This is a genomic window from Micromonospora sp. NPDC000663, from assembly GCF_042898105.1.
In the GTDB taxonomy this organism is placed as follows: Bacteria; Actinomycetota; Actinomycetes; order Mycobacteriales; family Micromonosporaceae; genus Micromonospora.
The window spans coordinates 122,375-137,142 of sequence record NZ_JBIAYR010000003.1 but is presented as its reverse complement, the minus strand read 5'-3'; the positions used below and the strand labels follow the sequence as shown (position 1 = coordinate 137,142).

13 protein-coding genes are annotated in these 14,768 nt (G+C 69.8%); all 13 read left to right on the top strand.

Translation table 11 applies throughout. The features are described 5' to 3' along the window. Nucleotides 1-37 precede the first annotated feature (37 nt). Entirely contained in the window at nt 38-1,315 is a 1,278-nt protein-coding gene (locus tag ACFY1S_RS12830) for a geranylgeranyl reductase family protein (RefSeq protein WP_387116367.1), read from the top strand. 135 nt (nt 1,316-1,450) lie between these two features. Continuing rightward, on the top strand, nt 1,451-1,816 hold the full coding sequence (locus ACFY1S_RS12825) for an NADH-quinone oxidoreductase subunit A (protein ID WP_007454588.1): 366 nt from the start codon (nt 1,451-1,453) through the stop codon (nt 1,814-1,816). 14 nt (nt 1,817-1,830) lie between these two features. Further along, nucleotides 1,831-2,508 carry an NADH-quinone oxidoreductase subunit B family protein gene (locus ACFY1S_RS12820; RefSeq protein ID WP_364369227.1) on the top strand — a complete coding sequence of 226 codons (678 nt, stop codon included), beginning with the start codon at nt 1,831-1,833 and terminating at the stop codon, nt 2,506-2,508. A gap of 55 nt (nt 2,509-2,563) precedes the next feature. Then, nucleotides 2,564-3,301, top strand: coding sequence for an NADH-quinone oxidoreductase subunit C (locus ACFY1S_RS12815; RefSeq protein ID WP_387116363.1), 738 nt, complete (start codon nt 2,564-2,566; stop codon nt 3,299-3,301). A 52-nt stretch (nt 3,302-3,353) separates the two neighbouring features. Continuing rightward, complete coding sequence (locus tag ACFY1S_RS12810) at nt 3,354-4,679, top strand: NADH-quinone oxidoreductase subunit D (protein WP_139585187.1); 1,326 nt, start codon at nt 3,354-3,356, stop codon at nt 4,677-4,679. Then, entirely contained in the window at nt 4,676-5,833 is a 1,158-nt protein-coding gene (nuoE, locus tag ACFY1S_RS12805) for an NADH-quinone oxidoreductase subunit NuoE (protein ID WP_387116360.1), read from the top strand. The genes ACFY1S_RS12810 and nuoE overlap by 4 nt, the downstream gene beginning before the upstream one ends. Continuing rightward, complete coding sequence (nuoF, locus tag ACFY1S_RS12800) at nt 5,830-7,146, top strand: NADH-quinone oxidoreductase subunit NuoF (RefSeq protein WP_139585189.1); 1,317 nt, start codon at nt 5,830-5,832, stop codon at nt 7,144-7,146. Before nuoE ends, nuoF begins: the two co-directional genes overlap by 4 nt. Beyond that, nucleotides 7,146-9,653, top strand: a complete 2,508-nt coding sequence (locus tag ACFY1S_RS12795) for an NADH-quinone oxidoreductase subunit G (protein ID WP_387116357.1) — start codon at nt 7,146-7,148, stop codon at nt 9,651-9,653. Before nuoF ends, ACFY1S_RS12795 begins: the two co-directional genes overlap by 1 nt. Then, nucleotides 9,650-11,002: an NADH-quinone oxidoreductase subunit NuoH gene (gene nuoH / locus ACFY1S_RS12790; RefSeq protein WP_387116354.1), complete on the top strand. Its 1,353-nt coding sequence runs from the start codon at nt 9,650-9,652 to the stop codon at nt 11,000-11,002. The genes ACFY1S_RS12795 and nuoH overlap by 4 nt, the downstream gene beginning before the upstream one ends. Nucleotide 11,003: 1 nt before the next feature. Beyond that, complete coding sequence (gene nuoI, locus ACFY1S_RS12785; RefSeq protein WP_007454597.1) at nt 11,004-11,645, top strand: NADH-quinone oxidoreductase subunit NuoI; 642 nt, start codon at nt 11,004-11,006, stop codon at nt 11,643-11,645. Further along, nucleotides 11,642-12,412, top strand: a complete 771-nt coding sequence (locus tag ACFY1S_RS12780) for an NADH-quinone oxidoreductase subunit J (protein ID WP_364369210.1) — start codon at nt 11,642-11,644, stop codon at nt 12,410-12,412. The genes nuoI and ACFY1S_RS12780 overlap by 4 nt, the downstream gene beginning before the upstream one ends. 58 nt (nt 12,413-12,470) lie before the next feature. Further along, nucleotides 12,471-12,770, top strand: coding sequence for an NADH-quinone oxidoreductase subunit NuoK (nuoK, locus tag ACFY1S_RS12775; protein ID WP_030486270.1), 300 nt, complete (start codon nt 12,471-12,473; stop codon nt 12,768-12,770). Between the two features lie 11 nt (nt 12,771-12,781). Then, entirely contained in the window at nt 12,782-14,707 is a 1,926-nt protein-coding gene (gene nuoL / locus ACFY1S_RS12770) for an NADH-quinone oxidoreductase subunit L (protein WP_387116348.1), read from the top strand. The last annotated feature ends 61 nt before the right edge of the window (nt 14,708-14,768 follow it).

The window sequence follows — 14,768 nt, the reverse complement described above, 5'->3', positions numbered from 1 at the left end:
TGTGAAGCATTTCACGAGCGTGCGGGAGGAGGCGCGAATGACCGCGGTGGAACAGGACGCCGACGTCATCGTCGTGGGCGCCGGTCCCGGTGGATCGGCGACGGCGTACCACCTGGCCCGGCATGGCGTACGGGTGCTGCTGTTGGAGAAGACCGAGTTCCCCCGGGAGAAGGTCTGCGGCGACGGGTTGACCCCGCGCGCCGTGCGCCAGCTCGTCCGGATGGGTGTGGACACCTCACCCGAGGCCGGCTGGCTGCACAACAAGGGCCTGCGGGTCATCGGCGGCGGCGTACGCCTGGAACTGGACTGGCCGGAGCTGGCGAGCTTCCCCAACTACGGGCTGGTGCGCACCCGACTGGACTTCGACGACCTGCTCGCCCAGCGGGCGGTGGCCGCCGGCGCCAAGCTGCGTACAAACGTCAACGTGCTGGGCCCCGTGCTCGACGGCGACGGCCGGGTGACGGGCGTCGAGGCGGAGGTGGGTCCCGGCAAGGAGCCGACGACCTTCCACGCGCCGCTCGTCGTGGCGGCCGACGGGGTCTCCGGTCGGTTCCCGCTCGCGCTGGGGCTGGCCAAGCGGGAGGACCGACCGATCGGCGTGGCCGTCCGCCGCTACTACCGCTCACCGGTCAAGCACGACGACAACTACCTGGAGTCGTGGCTGGAGCTGCGCAGCAAGGACAGCGGCGACAACCTGCTGCCCGGGTACGGCTGGATCTTCGGGCTCGGTGACGGACGGGTGAACGTCGGCCTCGGCGTGCTCAACTCGTCCTCCGCGTTCGGCAAGACCAACTACCGCCGGCTGCTCACCGACTGGCTCGCCAACACCCCCGCCGACTGGGGGATGACCGACGAGACCAACGCCGACGGCCCGATCCTCGGCGCCGCTCTGCCGATGGGCTTCAACCGGGTGCCGCACTACACCCGCGGCGTCATGCTGGTCGGCGACTCCGGCGGCATGGTCAACCCGTTCAACGGCGAGGGCATCGCGTACGCGATGGAGTCCGGCGAACTGGCGGCGGAGGTCGCGGTGCAGGCCCTCGCGCGGCCGGCCGGGCCGGAGCGCGAGCGGGCGCTGATGGCGTACCCGAACGAGCTGAAGGCCCGCCTCGGCGGCTACTACCGACTCGGCGGCATTTTCGTGAAGCTGATCGGCCGTCCGGAGATCATGCGGATCGCCACCAAACACGGCATGCCCCACCCGACGCTGATGCGTTTCGTACTCAAGCTGTTGGCCAATCTGACCGACCCGCGTGGCGGGGATGCGATGGACCGGGTCATCAACGCGATGACGAAGGCCGCGCCAGCTGTGTAAGTAGGACGGTATCGGTGCTGGTCACAGCACCGATACCGACAAAGATCGACCCCCGCCGGCAGCCACCGCGAGGGACGTGAATAGTGTGATTTTCGTCAAGCACCGAGGGCAGGGAAGGACGAGCAGGAGAAAACGATGTCGCTCTCGCCTTACGCACCGATCATCGGGCTGTTCGCCCTCGCCGCGGCGTTCTCGCTGTTCTCCGTTGGCGCCGCCCGCTTCGCCGGTCCACGTCGTTACAACAAGGCCAAACTCGAGGCTTACGAGTGCGGCATCGAGCCCAGCCCCCAGCCGGTCGGCGGTGGGCGGTTCCCGATCAAGTTCTACCTGACGGCGATGCTCTTCATCGTCTTCGACATCGAGATCATCTTCCTCTACCCCTGGGCGGTCTCGTTCGACGCCCTGCCGATCTTCGGCTTCGTGGAGATGGTCCTGTTCATCGTCGCGGTCTTCGTCGCGTACGCCTACGTGTGGCGTCGCGGCGGCCTGGACTGGGACTGAGGAAGGAACGTCAGATGGGCATCGAGGAGAAGCTTCCCGCCGGCGTCCTGCTCACCTCGGTGGAGAAGCTGGTCAACTGGTCCCGGAAGTCGTCCGTGTGGGGCGCCACCTTCGGCCTGGCCTGCTGCGCCATCGAGATGATGGCCGCCGGTGGTCCGCACTACGACATGGGTCGCTGGGGCATGGAGGTCTTCCGGGCCTCGCCCCGGCAGGCCGACCTGATGATCGTCGCCGGCCGGGTGAGTCAGAAGATGGCCCCGGTGCTGCGGCAGATCTACGACCAGATGGCCGAGCCCCGCTGGGTGCTCTCGATGGGCGTCTGCGCCAGCAGCGGCGGCATGTTCAACAACTACGCGATCGTGCAGGGCGTCGACCACGTGGTGCCTGTCGACATGTACCTGCCCGGCTGCCCGCCCCGCCCCGAGATGCTCATCGACGCGATCCTCAAGCTCCGCGAGAAGATCATGTACGAGCCGCTCGGCCCGAACGGCCGCAAGATGCTTGCGGCCCGGCAGGAGCGCGGCGACGTCCCGGTCGTCCCCTACGGCTCCATGCCGTCCTCGTACCGCAACGACAAGGCCCGGCGTGCCGAGTGGACCAAGGCGGTCCGTGAGGGGCGCGAGGAGCAGTTGCGGATCGAAAACTGGATGAACGCCCAGAACCACCTCCACCCGCACGGGGGACCCAGGTGAGCGCGAGGAGTGCAGCGAAGCGGAGCCCCGCAGTCGCGAACGGAGGGCAGGCCCGGTGACCGCACCCAACGACAGGAACAACGACGGCGGGGTGCCCCTGCCGGTGGTGCCGGCCGGCGCCAGTGGCACCGCCCCGGCCGAGTACCCGCCGTCCAGCCCGGCCGGCCGGGGGATGTTCGGCAACCAGGGCTCCGGCGACGTGTCCGGCTACGGCGGCCTGGTCCGCCAGCGCCAGCCCATCGAGGAGGCCGCCCGCCCGTACGGCGGCTACTTCGACGAGGTGCGCGACGCGCTGGAGGAGGCGTACCCGGCCTTCGGCGACGCGATCGAGAAGGTGGTCGTCGACCGGGGTGAGCTGACCCTGCACGTACGCCCCGAGCGGATCGCCGAGGTCTGCCAGGTGATGCGCGACGACATGGCGCTGCGCTTCGAGCTGTGCTCCTCCGTGTCCGGGGTGGACTACCTCGGCGCCGACGAGCGTCGCCTGCACGTGATCTACCAGCTCACCTCGATGACCTACCGGCGTCGGGTGCGACTGGAGGCTGCGGTCTCCGTCGAAGCCCCGCACCTGCCCAGCGTGACGGCGGTCTACCCGACCGCGGACTGGCAGGAGCGGGAGGCGTACGACATGTTCGGCATCGTCTTCGACGGCCACCCCAACCTGACCCGGATCCTCATGCCGGACGACTGGGAGGGCCACCCGCAGCGCAAGGACTACCCGCTCGGCGGCGTCCCCGTCGAGTACAAGGGCGCGGAAATCCCACCGCCGGACCGTAGGAGGTCCTACCAGTGAGCGCGAGGAGTGAGCTTGCGAGCCCCGCAGTCGCGAACGGAGGACGGGCACTGTGACCACGTCGAACTACGCGACCGAGCGCGAGACCACCGAGGGGCGCGTCTTCACAGTCACCGGCGGTGACTGGGACACGATCGTCTCGGGCACCGACCCGATCAACGACGAGCGCATCGTCGTCAACATGGGTCCGCAGCACCCGTCCACGCACGGCGTGCTGCGGCTGATCCTGGAGCTGGAGGGCGAGACGGTCCGCGAGGCCCGTTCCGTCGTCGGCTACCTGCACACAGGCATCGAGAAGAACCTCGAGTACCGCAACTGGGTGCAGGGTTCGACGTTCGTGACCCGGATGGACTACCTCGCGCCGATCTTCAACGAGACGGCGTACGCCCTCGCGGTCGAGAAGCTGCTCGGGATCACCGACGACATCACCGAGCGGGCCACCACCATCCGCGTGCTGATGATGGAGCTCAACCGGATCTCGTCGCACCTGGTCTGGCTGGCCACCACCGGCATGGAGCTGGGCGCGATCTCGATCATGCTGTACGGCTTCCGGGAGCGGGAGTACATCCTCGACATCTTCGAGACCATCACCGGCCTGCGGATGAACCACGCGTACGTCCGGCCGGGCGGTGTCGCGCAGGACGTGCCGGACGAGGCGATCGTCAAGATCCGCGAGTTCCTCAAGATGATGCCGAAGAAGCTCAAGGAGTACGAGGATCTGCTCTCCGGCCAGCCGATTTGGCTGGAGCGTACGAAGAACGTGGCGGTTCTCGACGTGACCGGCTGCGTGGCGCTCGGCGTCACCGGCCCGGTGCTGCGCTCCGCCGGCCTCGCCTGGGACCTGCGCAAGACGATGCCGTACTGCGGCTACGAGACGTACGAGTTCGACGTGCCGACCCACCCCGACGGTGACGTGTGGGGCCGCTACCAGGTGCGCCTCGCCGAGATCCGCGAGTCGATGAAGCTTGTCGAGCAGGCACTGGACCGGTTGAAGCCGGGCCCGGTGATGGTCGCCGACCGCAAGATCGCCTGGCCGGCGCAGCTGGCCATCGGCGTGGACGGCATGGGCAACTCGCTGGAGCACGTCGCGAAGATCATGGGTCAGTCGATGGAGTCGCTGATCCACCACTTCAAGCTCGTCACCGAGGGCTTCCGGGTCCCGCCCGGCCAGGTGTACGTCGGCATCGAGTCGCCGCGCGGCGAGTTGGGCGTGCACGCGGTCTCCGACGGTGGCACGCGACCGTACCGGGTGCACTACCGGGAGCCGAGCTTCGTCAATCTCCAGGCCCTCCCGGCGATGGCCGAGGGCGGCCTGATCGCCGACGTGATCGCCGGTGGCGCCTCGCTGGACCCCGTGATGGGTGGTTGTGACCGATGACGACTTTCACCGACGAGACGCGGGAGCGGGCGCGCGAGATCATCGCCCGTTACCCGGCGGACCGGTCCCGCTCGGCGCTGCTGCCGCTGCTGCACCTAGTCCAGGCCGAGGAGGGGTACGTCTCCCCGGCCGGCGTGGCGTTCTGCGCCGAGGTGCTCGGGCTGAACAAGGCCCAGGTGGGCGCCGTGGCCACCTTCTACACCATGTACAAGCGCAAGCCGACAGGTGACTTCCTGGTAAGCGTCTGCACCAACACGATGTGCAACGTGCTCGGTGGCCAGGAGGTTTACGACACGCTCTCCGAGCACCTGGGCGTCGGGCACGACGAGACCACCGCCGACGGCACGATCACGCTTGAGCACGCCGAGTGCCTGGCGGCGTGCGACTACGGCCCGGTGATGACCGTCAACTACGACTTCTTCGACGGGGTCGACCCGTCGACGGCTGTCGGAGTGGTCGACGAGCTGCGTACGGGCGGTCGGCCGATGCCGACCCGTGGCGCGCGGCTCTGCACGCTCAAGGAGATGGCGGTGCAGCTCGCCGGTTTCGCCGACGAGCGCGACGGCGCGGTCGCCGACGGCGGGCCGGGCGAGCCCACCCTGCGCGGACTGCGGCTGGCCCAGCAGCACGGCGTCTCGGTGCCGGGCTTCGACCCGAACACCCCGATCCGCAGCAAGGCCGAGGCCGACAAGGCCGCCGCCGAGGCGAAGGCGAAGGCGGAGGCCGCCAAGCCGGCGCCCGCCGAGGCCAGCGCGGCTCCGGTCAAGGGCGGCGACGGAGCGTCCGCCCCGACGGGCGCGGCAGGCGTCGCCGAGCCGGCGAAGCCGGAGTCCGTGACGGGCAGCACCGCTCCGGACGTGAAGGCGCCTGACGACAAGTCGCCGCAGGTGCGTACCGCCGAGACCCGGCAACCGGACGCGGACACCGCAGTTCCGGACGCACCAGGCACCAAGGTTCCGACGGAGACCTCGCCGCCGGCCTCGCGCGACGCGCGGGAGGCGGAGGCCGCCGGCGCGGCGGCCAACGCGCCGGCCGGCGACGGGAAGCCCGCCGGTGACTCCACCGGCGCGCAGGAGCGCAACCTCAACGAAGCGTCGGCGGGCACCGATGGCACGAACTCCGCCGGCGCGAACGAAACGGGGGCCCAGAAGTGACCACTCCCCGACCGGAGACGTTGGCCAAGCTGACGCCGGTGCTGACCAAGCGCTGGCTGTCGCCGGACGCCTGGCGGATCGGCACCTACGAGCAGCTCGACGGCTACGCCGCGCTGCGCAAGGCGCTCAAGGCCCACCCGGACGACCTGATCCAGCTGATCAAGGACTCCGGGCTGCGCGGCCGTGGCGGCGCGGGCTTCCCCACCGGGCTCAAGTGGGGCTTCATCCCGCAGGGCGACGGCAAGCCGCACTACCTGGTGGTCAACGCCGACGAGGGCGAGCCGGGCACGTGCAAGGACCTGCCGCTGATGACCCACGACCCGCACGCGCTCGTCGAGGGCGTCATCATCGCCTCGTACGCGATCCGGGCCAGCCGCGCCTACATCTACATCCGGGGCGAGGCGGTGCACGCCGCGCGCCGACTGCGCAACGCGGTCCAGGAGGCGTACGACAAGGGCTACCTCGGCCGCAACATCCTGCGCAGCGGCTACGACCTGGAGCTGGTGGTGCACTCCGGCGCCGGGGCGTACATCTGCGGCGAGGAGACGGCGCTGCTGGACTCGCTCGAAGGGTTCCGGGGTCAGCCCCGGCTGCGCCCGCCGTTCCCGGCCACCCACGGCCTGTACGCCAGCCCGACGGTGGTGAACAACGTCGGCACCATCGCCAGCGTGCCGCCGATCGTGCTCGGTGGCGCCGACTGGTGGAAGAGCATGGGCACCGAGAAGTCCTCCGGGCCGATGATCTACTCGCTGTCCGGCCGGGTCGCGAACCCCGGCCAGTACGAGTGCTCGATGGGTGTCACGCTGCGCGAGCTGCTGGAGCTGGCCGGCGGGATGCAGCCCGGTCACAACCTGCGGTTCTGGACGCCCGGTGGATCGTCGACGCCGCTGCTCGCCGCCGAGCACCTCGACGTGCCACTGGACTTCGAGGGGGTGGCGGCGGCCGGCTCGATCCTGGGCACCACGGCCACCCAGATCTTCTCCGACCAGGACTGCCCGGTCTACGCGACGTACCGGTGGCTGGAGTTCTACCACCACGAGTCGTGCGGCAAGTGCACCCCGTGCCGCGAGGGCAACTACTGGATGGTCCGGGTCTACCGGCGGATCCTCGCCGGTCAGGGCACCCACGAGGACCTGGACACCCTTCTGGACACCTGCGACAACATCCTCGGTCGTTCGTTCTGCGGCCTCGGTGACGGCGCGACCAGCTCGGTGACCTCGTCGCTGAAGTACTTCAAGCAGGACTACCTCGACTACATCGAGGGTCGGACCGCACCCAAGCTGTCGGAGAAGACCCTGGTAGGGGCGCACTGATGACCGACGTAGCCAAGCAGACCGAGACCGTCACCCTCACCATCGACGGCGTCGAGGTCACCGCGCCCAAGGGGACCCTGCTGATCCGGGTCGCCGAGCAGATGGGCACCGAGATCCCCCGGTTCTGCGACCACCCGCTGCTGGCCCCGGCCGGCGCGTGCCGCCAGTGCCTGGTCGAGGTGGAGGGGCAGCGCAAGCCTGTCGCCTCCTGCACCCAGACCGTCGCCGACGGCATGGTCGTGCGTACGCAGCTCACCTCCCCGGTCGCCAAGAAGGCGCAGGAGGGGGTGATGGAGCTGCTGCTGCTCAACCACCCGCTGGACTGCCCGATGTGCGACAAGGGCGGCGAGTGCCCGCTGCAGAACCAGGCGATGTCCACCGGCCGCACCGACTCGCGCTTCCACGAGCACAAGCGGGAGTACGAGAAGCCGATGGCGATCAGCAGCCAGGTGCTGCTGGACCGCGAGCGTTGCGTGCTCTGCCAGCGGTGCACCCGGTTCTCCGAGGAGATCGCCGGCGACAAGTTCATCGACCTGATGGGCCGGTCGTCCGCCGAGGAGATCAACATCTACCGGGACGACGCGTACGGCGAGGAGGGCGACGCCGGGGACGTCCCGTTCAACTCCTACTTCTCCGGCAACACCGTGCAGATCTGCCCGGTGGGTGCGCTGACCGGCGCCCAGTACCGCTTCCGGGCCCGCCCGTTCGACCTGGTGTCCAGCCCGAGCGTCTGCGAGCACTGCTCCGCAGGCTGCGGGCAGCGCACCGACTGGCGGCGCGGCAAGGTGCTGCGCCGGCTGGCCGGCGACGAGCCGGAGGTCAACGAGGAGTGGAACTGCGACAAGGGCCGCTGGGGCTTCCAGTACACCCGCGCCACCGACCGGCTGACCAACCCGCTGGTCCGCGACGAGCGCACCGGTGAGCTGCGGGAGGCGTCCTGGAGTGAGGCGCTCACCGTGGCCGCCGAGGGGCTGCACGCGGCCCGCGAGGGCGGGCAGGGCGCGGCGGTGCTCACCGGCGGCCGGCTGACCGTCGAGGACGCCTACGCGTACGCGAAGTTCGCCCGGGTGGCACTGAACACCAACGACATCGACTTCCGGGCCCGACCGGTCTCCCGCGAGGAGGCCGACTTCCTGGCCAGCTCGGTCGCCGGCGTCACCGACGTGACCTACTCCGACGTGGAGAACGCGCCGGCGGTGGTGCTCGTCGGCCTGGAGCCGGAGGAGGAGTGCCCCATCCTCTTCCTGCGACTGCGCAAGGCGTACCTGAAGAAGACCCTGACGGTGTACGCGATCGCGCCGTTCGCGACCCGCGGCCTGGAGAAGCTCGGCGCCAAGCTGGCCCGGGTGGTGCCCGGCGAGGAGGCCAGCGTGCTCGCCGAGCACGCCACGGTCGCCGAGGCGCTCAGCGCCCCGGGCGCGATCCTGATCGTCGGCGAGCGGCTGGCGAGCGTCCCCGGTGGGCTCTCCGCCGCGGCGAACGTGGCCCGGCGTACCGGCGCGAAGTTGGCCTGGGTGCCGCGACGCGCGGGTGACCGTGGCGCGGTCGACGCGGGCTGCCTGCCGAACCTGCTGCCCGGTGGCCGGCTGGTCACCGAGCCGGCCGCGCGGGCCGAGCTGGGCGAGGCGTGGGACATCCCGGCCGGGGTGATCCCGAGCCAGGCCGGCCGGGACACCGACCAGATCCTGGCGGCCGCGGCCAACGGCCAGCTCGGCGCCCTGGTGGTGGGCGGTGTCGACCCGGCCGACCTGGCGGACCCTCGGCTCGCCGAGGCCGCCCTGGACGCGGTGCCGTTCCTGGTCAGCCTGGAGCTGCGCGCCAGCGCGGTGACCCGGCGGGCGAACGTGGTGCTGCCGGTCGCGCCGGTGGTCGAGAAGGCCGGCAGCTTCCTGGACTGGGAGGGCCGGCTGCGTCCGTTCGAGGCGGTGCTGAACACCGCCGCGATGACCGACGGTCGGGTGCTCGACGCGCTGGCCGCGCTGCTCGACGTGCGGCTCGGCACCGCAGACGTGCCGATTGTGCGTCGGGAGCTGGGCTCGCTGCCGGCCAGCCGTACGTCCCGGCCGGCTCCCCCGTCGGTGTCGCCGGGCGCGGTGCCGCACCCGGGCGCCGGGGAGGCCGTACTGGCCACCTGGCACCAGCTTGTCGACCTGGGCAGCTTGACCGACGGCGACGAGCACCTCGCCGGCACCGCCCGCCCGCCGGTCGTCCGGCTGGGCAAGGGCACCGCCGAGGCGCTCGGCGTGGCCGACGGCGACGCGGTCACCGTCGGTACCGACCGGGGCGCGCTCACCCTGCCGGCCGAGCTCACCGAGATGCCGGACGGCGTGGTCTGGTTGCCGACCAACTCTCCCGGTTCGACCGTGCGACGCAGCCTCGGGGCGACGTCCGGCGCGGTCGTCCGGATCTCCGTCCCCGCACCGAGCGCGGCCGTACCGGCCGGGCGGGTGGCGGCCGACGAGACCGGTCTGCCGGGTCCGCTCCTCAACACCGGGGGTGCCCAGTGAGTCCGTCAATCCTGGCCCAGGACCCGACGCTTGCCGACTTCGGCAGGGATCCGTGGTGGCTGATCCTCGGCAAGATCGTCTTCGCGTTCGCGTTCGGTCTGCTGGCCACCCTGCTCGGTGTCTGGTTCGAGCGGCGCGTGGTGGGCTACATGCAGGTGCGGCCCGGCCCCAACCAGGTCGGCCCGTTCGGCCTGCTGCAGACCCTCGCCGACGGCCTGAAGATGGCCTTCAAGGAGGACATCCTGCCGAAGGCGGCCGACAAGGTCGTCTACTTCTTCGCGCCGACCATCTCGGTGATCTGCGCGGTCACCGCGCTGTCGGTGGTGCCGTTCGGCCCGATGGTGAGTATCGCCGGTCACCACACGCCGTTGCAGGTCACTGACGTGCCGGTGGCGGTGCTGCTGCTGCTGGCCTGCTCCTCGATGGGCGTCTACGGCATCGTGCTGGGCGGCTGGGCCTCCGGCTCGACGTACCCGCTGCTGGGCGGTCTGCGGTCCAGCGCCCAGATGATCTCGTACGAGGTCGCGATGGGGCTGAGCATCGTGGCGGTCTTCATGACCGCCGGCACGATGAGCACCAGCGGGATCGTCGCCGCTCAGGGCGACGCCACCCAGCTGAGCGTCTTCGGCACCGAGATCCCGGCGCCTGGCTGGTACGCGATCCTGCTGCTGCCCAGCTTCATCATCTTCTTCATCGCCACGGTGGGTGAGACCAACCGGGCGCCCTTCGACCTGCCGGAGGCCGAGTCCGAGCTGGTCGCCGGCTTCATGACCGAGTACAGCTCGCTGAAGTTCGCACTCTTCATGCTCAGCGAGTACGTCGCGATGGTGACCATGTCCGCGGTCACCACCACGCTGTTCCTCGGCGGTTGGCGGGCACCGTGGCCGATCACCCTGTGGGAGGGCGCCAACTCCGGTTGGTGGCCGATGCTGTGGTTCTTCGGCAAGGTGATCGCGCTGGTCTTCGTGTTCGTGTGGCTGCGCGGCACGCTGCCCCGGCTGCGCTACGACCAGTTCATGCGCTTCGGCTGGAAGGTGCTGCTGCCGATCAACCTGGTGTGGATCCTGGTCCTGTCGGGCCTGCGCTCCATCGAGGACTGGGACTCGCGCAGCAAGCTCATCGCGGTCGGCATCCCGGCCGGCGTGCTGCTGATCGCCACGCTGCTCTGGCCCAACCGCCGGCCGCAGCCGAAGCCGACCACGCAGGAACAGGTCGACAACCGGCCGTACGGGAGCTTCCCGCTGCCACCGATGGATCTACAGGTACCACCGAGCCCGCGTATCACGCGCGTGGTCGCCGAGCGGGAGCCGGCAAACATCGTCGCCGGCTCGGACTCCAGGGAGGTGTGACGTGGGCGCGATCACCGGAACGTTCAAGGGATTCGGTGTCACCTTCTCGCACATGTTCAGGAAGGTCGTCACGACCGACTACCCGTTCAAGCCGCCGGTGTCGGCGCCGCGCTACCACGGGCGGCACATCCTCAACCGGCACCCGGACGGGCTGGAGAAGTGCATCGGCTGCGAGCTGTGCGCCTGGGCCTGCCCGGCGGACGCCATCTACGTCGAGGGCGGCGACAACACCGACGAGCAGCGCTTCTCGCCTGGTGAGCGGTACGCCAGCACCTACCAGATCAACTACGCGCGGTGCATCTTCTGTGGGCTCTGCATCGAGGCCTGCCCGACCCGTTCGCTCACCATGAGCAACGAGTACGAGCTGGCCCGGGACAACCGGCAGGACCTGATCTTCACGAAGGAGCAGCTGCTCGCGCCGCTTCTCGAGGGCATGGAGCAGCCGCCGCACCCGATGCGCCTGGGCGACAGCGAGAAGGACTACTACGTCGGCGCGCTCGACAACCCGGGCACCTCCGCCGGTGCCGAGACGTCCCCGATGGGCCCCGGCCGCTACCAGGTCGAGGAGCACCCCGGTGTGACGTTCCCGGGTGCCGAGCAGGCCGCCCAGCGCGCGGCGGCCGGCAAGGGAGAGGGAGCATGACCACGTCTACGGTGCTGGCCGCGGCGGGCGGGGTGTCCGGCGGCGAGGAGGTCACCTTCTGGATCCTCGCGCCGCTCGCCCTGATCGGCGCGATCGGGATGGTGGCCGCCCGCAACGCCGTGCACTCGGCGCTCTGGCTGGTGCTCACCATGCTCTGCCTGGGCGTGTTCTACGTGCTCCAGGCCGGGCCGTTCATCGGCATGGTGCAGATCATCGTCTACACCGGCGCGATCATGATGCTCTTCCTGTTCGTGCTGATGCTTGTCGGCCGGGACTCCACGGACTCGCTGATCGAGACGCTGCGCGGCCAGCGGGTCGCCGCGATCGTGCTCGGCCTGGGCTTCGCCGGCCTGGTCGGCGGGGCGCTCTACCGGGCGCTGGAGGGCACCACCGCGGTCGGCCTGGAGCAGGCCAACGCGGAGGGCAACGTGCAGGGCATCGCCCGGCTGCTCTTCACCAAGTACGTCTTCGCGTTCGAGCTGACCTCGGCGCTGCTCATCACCGCGGCGGTCGGCGCCATGGTGCTCGCGCACATCGAGCGGCGCAAGCAGGACAAGATCGATCAGCCGTCGACCATGAAGGCCCGCTTCGCGCCGGGCAACTACCCCGGCCCCAAGCCGGGCCCCGGCGTCTTCGCGACCTCCTCCTCGGTGGCCACCCCGGCGCGGCTGCCGGACGGGCGGCTCACCGACCGGAGCACGCCGGACATCCTGCCGGTGCGGGAGCTGACCGCGCAGGAGACCACCCTGAAGGGGACGGACCAGTGAGCGCGAGGAGTGCAGCGAAGCGGAGCCCCGCAGTCGCGAACGAAAGGCGAGCCCAGTCATGACACCTGACTACTACCTGGTGTTGGCCGCGGTGCTGTTCACCATCGGCGCCGCCGGGGTGCTCGTCCGGCGCAACGCGATCGTGCTCTTCATGTGCGTGGAGCTGATGCTCAACGCGGCCAACCTGACCCTTGTCACCTTCAGTCGGATCAACGGTGACCTGAATGGTCAGATCATGGCGTTCTTCGTGATGGTGGTGGCCGCGGCCGAGGTCGTGGTCGGGCTCGCGATCATCATGTCGATCTTCCGTACTCGACGCTCCGCCAGCGTCGACGACGCCAACCTGCTCAAGTACTAAGGGGCAAGCAAGTGGAAGAGACTGTGCAGTACGCCGGTGCCACGGGCTTGCTCGGCAGCGTATGGCTGCTGGTGGCGATCCCGCTGGTCAGCGCGGCCATCCTGCTGCTGCTCGGCCGTCGGGCCGACCGCTGGGGGCACTGGTTGGGCGTCGCCGCCATCGGTGCCGCTTTCGTGCTCGGCCTGGCCTTCTTCTTCCAGCTGCGTGGCCTGGAGAACAAGTCGGTCGAGCTGAGCCTCTGGGACTTCATCGCGGTCGGTGACCTCCGCGTCGACTTCGGCCTGTTGTTCGACCCGCTCGCCGCGGTCTTCGTGCTGCTGATCACCGGGGTGGGTTTCCTGATCCACCTGTACGCGGTGGAGTACATGGCGCACGACAGTGGCCGCCGCCGGTTCTTCGCGTACTTCAACCTGTTCGTCGCGGCCATGCTGCTGCTGGTGCTCGGCAACAACTACGTGATGCTGTACTTCGGCTGGGAGGGCGTCGGTCTGGCGTCGTACCTGCTGATCTCCTTCTGGTACGGACGGCCGAGCGCGGCCACCGCCGGTAAGAAGGCGTTCCTGATGAACCGGGTCGGCGACGCCGGTCTGGCCGTCGGCATCTTCATCATGTTCGCCACGCTGGGCACCACCCAGTACGACGAGGTGTTCACCGGCGTCGGCGGGCTGACCGCCACCACGGTGCTGGTGCTCGGTCTGCTGCTGCTGCTCGGCGCGGCAGGCAAGTCCGGCCAGTTCCCGCTCCAGGCATGGCTGCCGGACGCCATGGAGGGCCCGACCCCGGTGTCGGCGCTCATCCACGCCGCGACCATGGTGACGGCGGGCGTCTACCTGATCGCCCGCTCCAACCCGATCTTCTCCGCGAACTCGACCCTCCAGCTCGTGGTGGTAAGCGTCGGCGCGCTCACCCTGCTGATGGGCTGCATCATCGGTGCGGCCAAGGACGACATCAAGCGGGTGCTCGCCTGGTCGACGGTGAGCCAGATCGGCTACATGTTCCTCGGCGTCGGTCTGGGCGGTGGGGCGTACGCGCTGGCCATCGTCCACCTGCTGGCGCACGGCTTCTTCAAGGCCAACATGTTCCTGGGCGCCGGCTCGGTCATGCACGGGATGAAGGACCAGGTGGACATCCGCCGGTTCGGTGGGCTGTCGAAGTACATGAAGATCACCTGGTTGACCTTCATGATGGGCTGGCTGGCCATCATCGGCATGTTCCCGTTCTCCGGCTTCTTCTCCAAGGAGCCGATCATCGTGGCCGCCTTCGAGCGGGACGACTGGACCGCCTGGCTCTTCGGCGGCGCGGCGCTGCTCGGGGCCGGGCTCACCGCGTTCTACATGACCCGGCTGTTCGTGCTCACCTTCCACGGCCCGAAGCGGTGGACCGAAGACATCGAGCACCCGCACGAGTCGCCGAAGCTGATGACCATCCCGCTGATCCTGCTGGCGGTCGGCTCGGTGGGCGCCGGTTTCCTGCTCTCCACGTCCGTTCCGGACTGGCTGACGGCGACCGCCGGGCTCGGCGGCGAGCACGCCGAGCACGAGGCGGTTCTCTCGCACGCCGTGATCACCACGCTGTCGCTGCTGGTCACCGTGCTCGGCGCCGGGCTGGCCTGGTTCCTGTTCCGGGCCGGTACGGCCACCGCGCCGCAGCCGGCAGGTGTGCTGGTCACCGCCGCCCGGCGCAACCTCTACACCGACGCGGTGAACGAAGCGGTCTTCGAGAAGCCGGGCATCTTCCTCACCCGGGCACTTGTCTTCCTCGACAACCGGGGCATCGACGGGCTGGTCAACGGGCTCGCCGCCGCGGTCGGCGGTGGATCGGGCCGGCTCCGGCGGATGCAGACCGGCTTCGTCCGCTCGTACGCCACCTCGATCCTTGCCGGTGCGCTGCTGGTGATGGCGGCGTTCCTGGCGGTGCAGGCGGGGTGGTTGGCGTGATCGACCTCTTTCCGGCCGCCCCCGCCGGCGGACTACGCATCCACGACGGAGGTAAGGCCGC